Genomic DNA, 12,641 nt, shown 5'->3' with positions numbered 1-12,641 from the left:
GGTCTGGTTCCCGAACTGCTCTCGACCTATTCGCACCATAGCCGGGTTCTCCAAGAACCCCGCGAGCACATGAAGCGGTGAGCGCCGTGTCAATAGCCAGTCAGGTTCCCAGCCTCCCCGACCAGGAAAGGTCGTCCTCGGCCTTGGTCAGCGTCGTGATCCCGACGCTCAACGAAGCGATGAACCTTCCATGGGTTCTCCGCCGCATGCCGTCCTACGTCGACGAAGTCGTCATTGTGGACGGGCGCTCCACGGACCTCACGGTCCAAGTGGCGCGTTCTCTTCGTCTCGACGTCACGATTGTGGCGGAGCCCAGACGAGGGAAAGGCTTGGCGATGCGAGCCGGCTTCGCGGCCGCAACGGGGGACATCATCGTCATGCTGGATGCCGACGGAAGCATGGATCCCCGGGAGATTGGCTGGTTCCTGGCCCCAATCCAGCACGACTATGACTTCGTCAAGGGCTCCCGCTACGTCACCGGCGGCGGCTCGGAGGACATCACCTGGCTGCGCAGCATGGGGAATCGCACCCTCACTCGGCTGGCAAACACCGTCCTCCACAGCAACTATTCCGATCTCTGCTACGGCTACATCGCCTTCCGCCGTGAGTGCCTCGAAATTCTCGAGCTGGCGTCTGACGGCTTCGAAATCGAAACCGAGCTCATCGTCCGTGCGGCCCGCGCAGGACTGCGGATCGCAGAAGTACCCAGCATCGAGCTGAACCGGATCTCGGGCGACTCGCATCTGCGCACGTTCCGCGATGGGTGGCGGGTCCTCCACACCCTCGCGCGCGAATGCGTGCGGTGGGATGCCCCCACTGCCGGTGCCCGGCCCGAGTCGCTGCGCCGTGTCCGGTACACGTATCCAGACGTCCGGTTCCCCCGAACGCCCACCGATCCCAGAAGCGTTCTGGCCCCGATGGAAGGAATGTGAGATGCGGATCGCTGCAGAACCTCCGTCAGTCTCAGTAGTGATCTGCTGCTACACCATGGATCGGTTTGACCTGCTCATGCGGGCCATCCAGTCAGTCAGGGTGCAGACGTACCCTGCCCAGCAGATCTTGGTCGTCGTCGACAACAACCCCGACCTCTACAAGCGGCTCATCGCCTCGGTCAGGGATACGACGATCATGGAGAACGCTGGCTCCCGGGGGCTGTCGGGGGCACGGAACACCGGCGTGAGCCTGGCAACCTCGGAGGTCGTTGCCTTCCTCGACGACGATGCTGAAGCGAACCCCGACTGGCTCGAGCGGCTCACCGCCCTCTACGACGATCCCGACGTCCTGGCAGTGGGCGGCAGGGTTGAACCCGCATGGGAGGCCGGCCGGCCCGGGTTCTTCGGGGCGGAGCTGGACTGGATTGTGGGCTGCACCCACCAGGGGCTGCCCAGGATTGCCTCGGAGGTGCGGAACGTCATTGGCGCGAACATGTCGTTCCGCCGGGACGTCCTCGTGCAGGTCGGGGGATTCAATACGTCGCTTGGGCGCCAGGGCACAGTGCCCTTGGGCTGCGAGGAGACCGAAATCTGCATCCGCGCGACCATCGGCAGTCCAGGATCACGCGTCGTGTACGAGCCCGCCGCCGTCGTTCGCCACAGTGTGCCCGCGGCCAGGGGAACGCTCAAGTACATGCTGTCGCGCTCCTGGTCGGAAGGGATATCGAAAGCCCGCGTCAGCCAGATCGTGGGCCATAAGAGGGCTCTTGGCCCCGAACGCCGCTACGTCAGGCGGGTGTTGCCGCTCGCCGTCATCACCGGGCTCGGCGACTGGCTCCTGCGAGGCGAGAGCGATGGTCTCCGCCGAGCGGGCGCGATCGTCGCGGTCCTTGCCCTCACGACTGCGGGCTATGTGAGAGGCCGGCAGCTGGCCTCTTCTGAGGCCGGAGCCGTGAGCCGTTCCAACTCTGGGGAGCAACATTGGTAGAGAATGGACAGTCTCGACGGGCGCCGCGGCATATGCGGCTTCGGGCACTTCTGACAACGCTGCTGCTTGCGCTGGGCAGTCTCATGATGCCCCTGGCGGCCTCGGCTGCTACGGGTGATGTCGGGGTTGAGGGCCCCTCGCATTCGGGGACTGGGACACCGACGGGGACGAAGCGGGCGACGAGTGCGCTGTGGTTCAACGACGGGATCTGGTGGGGGAACCTGTGGGACACCGCCAGCTCGAGGTTCGAGATCTTCCGGTTCAATGCCTCGTCGAGCTCGTGGACCAGCACAGGTCTAGCGACGGACGCGCGCGCGAACACGCACCATGACGTGCTGTGGGACGGGACGACCTTGTATGTGGCGAGCTATCGGTTCGTCAACGACGGTCTGCCCGCTGAGCCGAACTTCCCGTCGACGATGCGGCGTTACAGCTACAACTCGAGCACGAAGACTTACTCGCTGCTGGGTTCTTCAACCATCAACAACTACAAGGTGGAGACCCTGGTCATCGACAAGGACTCGACTGGCCGAGTGTGGGCGACCTGGCAGCAGGGCAACCGGATCTATCTGAACGTCACCGGCACGGACGGCAAGACGTGGGGGACGCCGTTCCAACATCCTGCGTCGCTGAGCAACGTGTCTGTGGACGACACGTCGGCTGTGATCGCCTTCGGTCCCGGCAAGATGGGCATCATGTGGAGCCGGCAAGTCGGCGACTCCACCGATGGCATGTACTGGAGCTATCACGTCGATGGGGCCTCGAACACCGCCTGGACCACTCCTGTGGCGGCGGTGAAAGGCCTGCACAGCGCCGATGACCACATGAACCTGAAGTGGCTGGACTCCTCGGGGGATCAGGTGTTCGCCGCTGTCAAGACGTCCTTCACGGCGGCGTCCGAGCCGCTGATCCAGCTGCTGGAATTGAACGGTACGACGTGGACGGCGCACACGATCGCGCATGAGTCGGAGTGCCCGAACCGCGTGATCGTCTTGATTGACGAGAGCACGCGGATGCTGCGCACCTTCGCCACCTATCCGAAGCCGAGTGGCACGACGAACGCCGGTGTCTGTACTAGCTCGGGGGGTGCGATCTACGAGAAGACCACGCCGCTGAGCAACATCAGCTTCACGACGGCGAAGACGGCTCGCATCGTGGACGCCGACCAGTATGTGCACAACGTGACCTCGACGAAGCAGAACCTCAACAGTGCGGCGCGGCGCACGGCGAACAGCGGTCTGCTGGTGCTCGCCGATGTGAATGCCACCAACCGGTACTGGCACTTCTACGATCCCAGCAGTGGCGGCGGTGATACGACGGCTCCGACGGTGACGGGGACCTCTCCGGCTGCTGGTGCGACCGATGTGGCAGTGACGACGGATGTGACCGGGACGTTCTCGGAGGCGATGGACGCCTCGACCATCACAGGGACGACGTTCACGCTGACGGCGGGAACGACGACGGTGCCGGCCGCCGTGACGTACAGCAGCACGACCAAGGCTGCGACGCTGAACCCGAGTGCTGACCTGGCGGCGGATACGACGTACACGGCGACGATCGAGGGCGGCTCGAACGGGGTGAGGGATGCTGCCGGCAACGCGCTGGCGACGGACAGGACCTGGACCTTCACGACGGCTCCCGCGGGCGGCGGTGACACGACGCCCCCGACGGTGACGGACACGTCTCCGGCTGCCGGTGCGACCGGCGTGGCGGTGACGGCCAATGTGACCGGTTCGTTCTCTGAGGCGATGGACGCCTCCACGGTCACGACGGACACGTTCACCCTGCAGGCGGATACGACGCCACCGAAGCCACTGGCGGCCGCTGTGACGTTGGACAGCACCAACAGGGTCGCGACGCTGAACCCGGATGCTGACCTGGTGGCGGGCACGACCTACACGGCGACCATCAAGGGCGGCTCGAGTGGGGTCAAGGATGCTGCCGGCAACGCGCTGGCATCGGACAGGACCTGGACCTTCACCACGGCTCCCGCCGGCGGCGGTGACACGACGCCCCCGACGGTGACGGACACGTCCCCAGCCGCCGGCGCAACCGGCGTGGCAGTGACGACGAATGTGACCGGGACGTTCTCGGAGGCCATGGATCAGTCGACTGTCACGTCGGCCTTCACCCTGCAGTCGGAGACTTCGCCGACGCCGGTATCGGCCGCCGTGACGTACGACAGCACGACCAAGGTCGCGACGCTGAACCCGAATGCCGACCTGACGGCAGGCACGAAGTACACGGCGACCATCAAGGGCGGCTCGAGTGGGGCCAAGGATGCTGCCGGCAACGCGCTGGCGACGGACAAGACCTGGACCTTCACCACGGCTCCCGCGGGCGGCGGCACGTCGGAGACCGTTACGCTCACGGCCATCGCTGACAGCTACGTGTCCAACGGGACCGGGCTGTCGGGGACGAACTTCGGCACGGGCACCATGCTCGGCGTGGACAACAGCCCGGAGGAGCGCACGTACCTGAAGTTCGACCTGTCCGCCTATGCGGGCAGGACGCTGGAAAGCGCGACATTGCAGCTGCGCAGCGCCGGGAGCGGCTCGACGGGCACGCAGAACGTCAAGCTGGTTGCCGACGACAGCTGGACCGAGGCTGGGATCACCTACAGCAACCGTCCGACGCTCGGCACGAGCATCCTCGGCACGCTCGGCCCGACGACGACCAACACCGACTACAGCGTCGTGCTGACGGTCGGCGCCCTGACCGGCGAGCTGGGCCAAGAGCTCTCTCTCGGCCTGGACACCACCAGCGGCGACGGCCTGGACCTCAACTCCAGAGAGGCCGGCAGCACCGCCGCACCCAAGCTCGTGCTGACGCTGAGCGGCGGCGGCAGCGGTGGTGGCGATACGACGGCCCCAACGGTGACGGGTACGTCTCCGGCTGCCGGTGCGACCGGCGTGGCGGTGACGGCGGATGTGACCGGGTCGTTCTCGGAGGCGATGGACGCCTCGACCATCACGTCGAACACGTTCACCCTGCAGACGGGGACGACGCCGACCACGACGGTATCGGCCGCCGTGACATACAGCAGCACGACCAGGGTTGCGACGCTGAATCCGAATGCCGACCTGGCGGCGGGCACGACCTACACGGCGACCATCAAGGGCGGCTCGAGTGGGGTCAAGGATGCTGCCGGCAACGCGCTGGCGACGGACAGGACCTGGACCTTCACCACGGCTCCCGGGGGCGGCGGTGACACGACGCCCCCGACGGTGACGGACACGTCCCCGGCTGCCGGTGCGACCGGAGTGGCGGTGACGGCCAATGTGACCGGATCGTTCTCGGAGGCGATGGACGCCTCGACGGTCACGTCGAGCACGTTCACGGTGAAGGCCGGGACGACGACGGTCTTGGCCGCCGTGACGTTGGACAGCACCAACAGGGTCGCGACGCTGAACCCGAATGCTGACCTGACGGCAGGCACGACCTACACGGCGACCATCAAGGGCGGCTCGAGTGGGGTCAAGGATGCTGCCGGCAACGCGCTGGCGACGGACAAGACCTGGACCTTCACCACGGCTCCCGCGGGCGGCGGCACGTCGGAGACCGTAACGCTCACCGCCATCGCTGACAGCTACGTGTCCAACGGGACTGGGCTGTCGGGGACGAACTTCGGCACGGGCACCATGCTCGGCGTGGACAACAGCCCGGAGGAGCGCACGTACCTGAAGTTCGACCTGTCCGCCTATGCGGGCAGGACGCTGGAAAGCGCGACATTGCAGCTGCGCAGCGCCGGGAGCGGCTCGACGGGCACGCAGAACGTCAAGCTGGTTGCCGACGACAGCTGGACCGAGGCTGGGATCACCTACAGCAACCGTCCGACGCTCGGCACGAGCATCCTCGGCACGCTCGGCCCGACGACCACCAACACCAACTACAGCATTGTGCTGACGGTCGGCGCCCTGACCGGCGAGCTCGGGGGAGTTCTCTCTCTCGGCTTGGACACCACCAGCGGCGACGGCCTGGACCTCAACTCCAGAGAGGCCGGCAGCACGGTCGCACCCAAGCTGGTGCTCACGTTGAAGACGTAGATCGAGGGCCGGCATTGAGGCCACCGCGAGGACAGCGCGGGCACCGTCGACTGCCGGCACCGTGCACACCAGCAACATCATCCGACACCACTCAGATAGGGGACGACCATGCGCACCAGACACACCAAGGCAGTGCACTTCGACATCCACGGCCGCGCCACGATCCGCGTCGACGCGAAGGCGCCCGCGGCGAGCCAGCTGAAGACGATGCTGGCGTGCTTCGCTACCGAGACGGAACGGCCGGCCGACATCCTCGTCGATGACACGCCGGAGGAGATGCCGGACGCTGGCCTGCTCGAGCACGAGCTGCTCTACACGGACAAGAGCGTGCGTTTCCAGGCCGACCGGGTTCAGGTCGTGAGGGACGCAGAGCAGTGGCGCATCCACGGGCCGGGCGAGCTGCTGACCACAGTGGTCCCGGTACTCGATGCCGCCATGGTCGGTCGAGGAGCCGGCATGATCCATGCGGCGACCATGGCCTATCGGGGCCATGCGATCGCGCTCCCCGCGGCCGGGGGGACCGGTAAGACGAGCACCGTCGCCAAGCTGATGCGGCGCGAGGGGTGGTCGTTCATGGGCGACGACTGGGCCTTCCTCTCCGAGGACGCCACGCTGCTCGGCTATGCGAAGCCGATGTTCATCAAGCCGCACCACCGGGCCATCTACCCGCACCTGTTCGAAGGGCCGCGGAAGCCCCTCGTACCGCCGCGGCTCTCGCAGAGCGTCAGCCGCCTCACCACGCTCGTGCACCCGTACGTCATCCGCTATCCGCGCCTCGCGGACTTCTCCCGGCGGTGGTCGCCCGAGCACCGGATGGTCACGCCGGGGATGGCGTTCCCTGGGCGAGAAGTGACGACCTCGGCCCCGCTCGCGGCCGCCGTCTACGTCGAGCGTTTCGAGGGCACCAGGTCTCGGCTCGCTGAAAAGACGAGCGAGTGGATGGTCGACCGCATGCTCGGCAACTTCCACATCGAGATGGCGGGCTTCTCCCAGCGGGTCGTGACCGGCCTGGCGGCAACGTCCGTCGTCCCGTGGCGCGAGCACTTCGCGGCGAAGGGGGTCGTGCTGAACAAGGCGCTCGACGGACGGCCCTGCCACCTGCTCCAGGTGCCCTCCGCATACTCGGCGGACGAGGCGTCGGACGACATCGTCCGGCATCTCGAGGAACTGCTGCCATCTGTCCTCGACGAGCAGGCCTGAGAGGTGAGACGCAGTGGGTAACAGCCCTGCCGAGGTCACTGCCGTCGTTCCGGCCCGGAACGCGGAGCGCCTGCTCCCGCGCTGTCTGGAGGCACTGCGCCAGTCCGGTGTCGCCGAGATCATCGTGGTGGACGGATTGTCCACTGACGGCACCGTCGACCTCGCCCTCGCGGCCGGTGCCCGGGTCGTGAGCGATGAGGGCCGCGGCCTGCCGTGGGCTCGAACGCTCGGTGTCCGGAGCAGCAGCACTCGGTGGGTCCTGCTCGTCGACGCCGACGTCGTGTTCGGGCCCACCGGAGTCGCGGACCTGCTCACGGAGCTGGTCGAGGGCGGCTACGACGCCCTCCAGGCCGGTCTGGAGAGCGTCGCTGGGCCGGGCTACTGGGGGCAGGCGCTGGCACACCACCATCGCACCGGCCGCAGCCGCAACTGGTTCGGGCTCGTGGCGACGATCGTCGACCGAGACCTGATGCTGGGCGTGGGTTTCGATGACTCCTTCAAGTCTGGGGAGGACATCGAGCTGCGTTGGCGGATGCGGGAGTCGGGGCTGCGAACCGGAGTGTCACGCCGAGTCCTCGTCGAACATCGTTTCGCCTCAGACGACTTCGACTTCGCCCTCGACCAGTTCCTCATGGACGGAACCGGATTGGGACGGATGATCCGCAAGCACGGCTGGCGCGGTGCCAGGTTGGCGCTGCTGCCCGCTGCCGCGGCAGTCCGTGGCAGCGCGTTGAGCCTCGCCGCGGGCCAGCCCCGGTGGCTGCGCTACTACGTGGCCTTCTGCTGGTACAACTACGCAGCCATGGCAAGGAGTCTCGCTCATGAGCACTGAAGTGGGGAAGGTTATCAAGGAGGCTCCGACGATCCGGCATTCCGCCCTGCACAGCTCGCTCGGCCTCATCCTGGGCAAGGCCGCCCAGACGGGCGCCGGCTTCGCCTTCTGGATCATTGCCGCGCATGCGGCCTCCGTCCGTGAGGTCGGGCTGACCACGGCCGCGGTCTCGGCCGTGATGATCTGCACGCAGCTAGCGGTGCTGGGCACCGGGTCGGCCGTGATCGTCTCGGTGGGACGAGGGGAGCCGCCCGGGCGGGTTCTGGACGCCGCGTTCGCCATCGTGGGGATAGCCGGCACGCTGCTGGCCCTCGGCTACCTCGTGCTGCAGTCGGCCGTTGCGGCGGATACGGCCGTGACATCGGTTCTCTTCTGGCTCACGTTCCTCGTCGCTGCCGTCACCGGCACCCTCGTCATCGTGCTGGACCAGGCGCTCGTGGCGTTGGGACGCGGTGCCAGTGCAACCCTCAGGTACGTCCTCGGCGGCGGGGTCTCACTCGGGGCTGCGGCGCTCGTCGGTTGGCTGGGGCAGGGCGTCCCCGCCGATGTGCTGATGGCCTGCTGGACGCTCGGGTCGACCGTGACCTGCGTGGTCGGTGCGGTGCAGCTGCGACGACTCGTCGGCTACCGGCCCCGACCGTCCTTCCGCTCGGCTCGCGGCCGGCCACTGCTCGCGCTGGGCATTCCGCACCAGCTCCTCACGCTCACCGAGCGGGCCCCAGGGCTCGTGCTGCCGCTCCTGCTCGCGCACATGGTCGCGCCGGAGGCCGCTGCCTACTGGTATCCGGCATGGATGGTGGCCTGGGCCGCCTATACTGCTCCGACGCTCATGGGGATCGTCCAGTTCTCCGAGGGTGTCCGCGAACCGGACCGTCTGGTGTCGACCACCATGGCGAGCTTCCGTTGGTCGCTCGTCGTGGGAGGTCTGGCAGCCGCCGTCCTCGCCCTTTTCGCCCACCCGCTGCTCAGCCTGCTGGGTGAGCGGTACGCCGAATCTTCCGCCGGCGCTCTCCAGTGGTTGGCGGCCGGACTGGTGCCTTACGCAGTGCTGCAGGCCTACAACGCCGTCTGTCGGGTCCGCGGTCGCTCCCTGGAGGCGATCATCGTCGGCGTGGCGCTCGGGGTCGCCCTCTGCGCCTCAGCGCTGTCGGCCGCCGACAGCGGCGCCACGACGATGGCCCTGACGTGGCTCGTGGTGCTCTCCATCGGGGCTGCGGCCGTCGGCCTCCGGCTGGTCGCCGTCCTCCGGCGCGTCACTCGGGACGCACGATGAGCCGCGTGATGGCCGGCAGGCTTGATGCGACCGTCCGCACCGTGGGGCGCTGGAAGCCCCGTGAGGTGTGGTGCGCAGTGGCAGGCGCCGTGTCGCTGGCGCTTGCTGTGGCGGCCGCCTTCACGGTGGCCGTGCCGGTGAACAGCGATTTGGGGCTCGTCGCCGTGCTGCCCTACCCGTTCTGGATCGGGGTCCTGCTCCTGAACATCGCCTTCATCGTGGCGCTGCGGGGGGATGCCTCGGGTCCAGCCCGCCGTCTGGTCATGCTGTGGCTCATCGCGGTGCTCGTGCTCATGCTCTTCGGAACCGCGGCCTTCGTGACGGACGTGCCGCGGGGGGAGGTCGCGTTCCGCCATCTTGGGGTCGCGGATGCTCTCACGGACAGCCAGGGGATCAACCCGAGAATCGACGCGTACTTCAACTGGCCGGCTTTCTTCGCCCTCCTGGCGACGGTGCTCCAGGCAACCGGTCTCGACCCCATAGCCGTTGCCCTGTGGGCGCCGGTGCTCAACATGGGTCTGTGGCTCGCCGCCCTGGGCGTGCTGGTGCGCTACCTGACGAGCGATCCGCGTCGCCGCTGGCTCGTGCTGTGGATCTTCTGCCTCGGCAACTGGCAGGACCAGGACTACCTGTCTCCTCAGGCCTTCGGCTTCTTCCTGTACCTCGTCGTGGTCGCGCTGCTCCTCGGCCCGTTGGCCGCGCGGCCGTCCGAGTTCCGCGGCTTCCGACGCGCCGATCTGGCAGCGTGGTGGCGGGGGCGGACGCCCGCCGAGCCCCGGCCGGCGCACAGGGTGGGCGCCCTCGCGGTGACCCTCCTGCTCGTCATGGTCATCTCCGCGAGCCATCAGCTGACGCCGTTCATGGCGCTCATCGCCATGACCGCACTCACCCTGACTGGACGTCTCTGGCCCAGCCGGCTGCCCCTGATCACCGCGGTCATTCTGGGGCTCTGGCTCGCCTTCCCCGCGAGCACCTTCCTCGCCGGGCATCCGCCCCTGCTTGACGCAGGGATTGAGGCCGCGATCGACGCGAATGTCGTCGACCGCGTGTACGGGACCGCTGGGCATGTGGTCGTGGTGCAGGTCCGGATCATTCTCACCCTCGTGCTGTGGGCGCTGGCCGCGGCGGGGGCGGTGCGCGACTGGCGCAGCGGCCGCCTCGACCTCCGCGTGGTCCTCCTCGCCGTCACCCCGCTGCTGCTCTTCCCTGTGCAGTTGTACGGCGGGGAGATGCTCATCCGCGTCTCGCTGTTTGCCCTGCCTTTCGTGGCCTTCCAGGCCTGCTCGGTCCTGCTTCCCACGGGCGGCAGCACCCGCCCCTCTGTCCCCGCCGCGGGTGTCCTTGCGCTCACCGGGTTCCTGCTGGCCGTGCTGACCGTGACGGGCCGGTTCGGGAACGCCCAGTACGACGTCTTCACTGACGAGGAGATCACCGCTGTCGCCGCCGCGCAGAGTCTCGCGCCGCCCGGCTCGGCGATCATCTCGGCTGCCCACCCGACGCCGTGGCGCAGCGAGGCGTACCTCGAACACCGATACAGGACGATCGAGGATCTGTGCCGGAACGACTTGTCGACGGCGACGTGCGGCCCACTCGTCTACGACTACGCACGGCGCAATCCCGCCGGCGCCATCATGCTGCTCACGCGCTCGTCGGAGGCGAGCCTCGTGATCCAGGGCGCCAGCAGCGCGGACGGCCTCGCCGAGCTCGAGGCGTGGCTGAGCTCGCAGGACGGCGTGGAGATCGCGTTCGGCAACGCCGACGCCCGCGTGTACCGGGTGACGCCATGAACCGCGTCAGCCGGACCACGGCGGCGCTCGCTCTCGCGGCCGTGGCGCTGTCCCTCGTGACGCTCGTCGGGCTGCCGACGCCGCTGCAGGCGGTCGCCGCGCTAGCCGCCCTCGTCCTGCTCCCGGGGCAGGCCCTGGCCCGACTCACGCCGGTGACCGACCCCGCGCTCGTCGCGCTGCTCGTCCTGGCGCTCGGTCTCGGCGCGCTCACGGCGGTGTCCACGGCCATGTTCTACCTCGCTGTGTGGTCGTGGCAGGCGTGCGTTGTCACGATGGGCGTCGCCACCGTCCTGGCATGCGCAGCACGCGCACGGAAGGAAGCATCGTGATCGACCTGGTGGCGGCACTGCTCGCAGGTGCCGCCCTGCTCGTCACCCTCGTCACGCTCGAGGTCCGACGCGCAGGGCCAGATCCCGGGCCGCCCAGCCGCCGGAAGCTCGTCGGCCGAACGGTGAGCCGCTGGGCCATCGGCGTCATGTGGGCGATGTTCCTGCTCCTCTTCCTTCCACGCGTGCTGGGACTGCTCGCATGAGCCGCGCGGCGTTGTGGTGGCTCCTCAGCGACGTCCACCTGGGCGTGTCCGACGACGATCCCAGACGTCCCAGCAGAGTGCTGCCCGAGTTCCTGCGCCGCGAGGTGCTCGCAGCCTCCGATGCCCGGCGGCACGTGGCCTTCGTCGGTGACACGTTCGAGCTGGTCGGGCTCACCGAGGAGGAGAGCCTGGCCCGGCTCGAGTCCATCCTCGCCCGCCACCGAGATGTGTTCCAGGCGCTCCAGGCGTGTGCGGCCCGCGGCGTGCGGCTGCACTTCGTGTGCGGAAACCACGACGTCGAGCTGGCCCGGCCCTCGGTCGCAGCCCGCCTGTCGGCGCTGCTGTCGCCGCTCGAGCCCACGCGGGTCCGGGTTCACCCGTGGTTCCTGCACGTGCCCCACGTGCTGGTCGCCGAGCACGGGCACCAGCACCACGCGCTGCACCGGATTCCCGAGGTGCTCCGCACGGCGGTCAACGGCACAGACGAGCTGGACCGACCGCCGCTGGCCGCCTGGCACGCCCATCCTCCGAGGCCGCGCCTGAGCCGTCTCGGAGCCCTGGCCCGCGCCTGCCTGGCATCGGAGCGCGCGGAACGCCGCGTCCAGACACTCGCCTACGAGCATCTGCTGCAGACCGAGTCGCTGCGGCTCGGGCTCGAGGGGGCGGCCATTCGCGACCTGGCGCGGCTGTCTCGGTTCCGGACGGCGTCGGCGCTCCCGATGGCCGCGACCCGCATGGTGCTCGCGGCCGCCGGGCACAGCATCACCGGCCAGGATGCTCCCGCGTCAGCGGCCCGGTTCGCACGTACGCTCGAGGCCTACGGTTCCGGGGTGGCCTGGTACGTCTCCGGCCACACCCACCGGGCCCTCGAATCGACGCTCGAGGCGTGCTCCACCCGGTACATCAACACCGGCACATGGTCTTCGGACGTCCGCGGCCGCGGGCCTGACCAGTCCGACCGGCTGGCGTTCCCCTACGCCATGGTCGGCGTGGCCAGCGACGGCGCCACGAGGGGCGGGCTGCGGTACTGGCATCCCGACGGCGGCTGAGC

10 protein-coding genes are annotated in these 12,641 nt (G+C 68.4%); all 10 read left to right on the top strand.

The annotated features are described in order from the left end of the window. Positions 1–143: 143 nt before the first annotated feature. The 10 genes from ACUYMY_RS05965 (at position 144) to ACUYMY_RS05920 (ending at position 12,639) form a co-directional block, all read left to right on the top strand. Complete coding sequence (locus tag ACUYMY_RS05965; protein WP_481702698.1) at positions 144–932, top strand: glycosyltransferase family 2 protein; 789 nt, start codon at positions 144–146, stop codon at positions 930–932. A gap of 1 nt (position 933) precedes the next feature. Beyond that, positions 934–1,920: a glycosyltransferase family 2 protein gene (locus tag ACUYMY_RS05960; RefSeq protein ID WP_481702697.1), complete on the top strand. Its 987-nt coding sequence runs from the start codon at positions 934–936 to the stop codon at positions 1,918–1,920. 332 nt (positions 1,921–2,252) lie between these two features. Further along, positions 2,253–5,966: an Ig-like domain-containing protein gene (locus ACUYMY_RS05955; protein ID WP_481702696.1), complete on the top strand. Its 3,714-nt coding sequence runs from the start codon at positions 2,253–2,255 to the stop codon at positions 5,964–5,966. 108 nt (positions 5,967–6,074) lie between these two features. Continuing rightward, entirely contained in the window at positions 6,075–7,166 is a 1,092-nt protein-coding gene (locus tag ACUYMY_RS05950) for a hypothetical protein (RefSeq protein WP_481702695.1), read from the top strand. A 13-nt stretch (positions 7,167–7,179) separates the two neighbouring features. Then, entirely contained in the window at positions 7,180–7,998 is an 819-nt protein-coding gene (locus ACUYMY_RS05945) for a glycosyltransferase (RefSeq protein WP_481702694.1), read from the top strand. Then, on the top strand, positions 7,988–9,271 hold the full coding sequence (locus ACUYMY_RS05940; RefSeq protein WP_481702693.1) for a lipopolysaccharide biosynthesis protein: 1,284 nt from the start codon (positions 7,988–7,990) through the stop codon (positions 9,269–9,271). Before ACUYMY_RS05945 ends, ACUYMY_RS05940 begins: the two co-directional genes overlap by 11 nt. An 8-nt stretch (positions 9,272–9,279) precedes the next feature. Continuing rightward, entirely contained in the window at positions 9,280–11,058 is a 1,779-nt protein-coding gene (locus ACUYMY_RS05935; protein WP_481702692.1) for a glycosyltransferase, read from the top strand. Then, positions 11,055–11,387, top strand: a complete 333-nt coding sequence (locus ACUYMY_RS05930) for a hypothetical protein (RefSeq protein ID WP_481702691.1) — start codon at positions 11,055–11,057, stop codon at positions 11,385–11,387. Before ACUYMY_RS05935 ends, ACUYMY_RS05930 begins: the two co-directional genes overlap by 4 nt. Further along, the gene (locus tag ACUYMY_RS05925) at positions 11,384–11,590 is read left to right on the top strand and encodes a hypothetical protein (protein ID WP_481702690.1); all 207 of its coding nucleotides are present in this window, start codon (positions 11,384–11,386) and stop codon (positions 11,588–11,590) included. Before ACUYMY_RS05930 ends, ACUYMY_RS05925 begins: the two co-directional genes overlap by 4 nt. Further along, positions 11,587–12,639 (top strand): hypothetical protein, encoded by a 1,053-nt coding sequence (locus tag ACUYMY_RS05920; RefSeq protein WP_481702689.1) that lies wholly within the window; start codon positions 11,587–11,589, stop codon positions 12,637–12,639. Before ACUYMY_RS05925 ends, ACUYMY_RS05920 begins: the two co-directional genes overlap by 4 nt. The last annotated feature ends 2 nt before the right edge of the window (positions 12,640–12,641 follow it).

This window comes from Sinomonas sp. T428B, from assembly GCF_056780155.1.
This window is presented reverse-complemented; position numbering and strand designations above follow the sequence as displayed.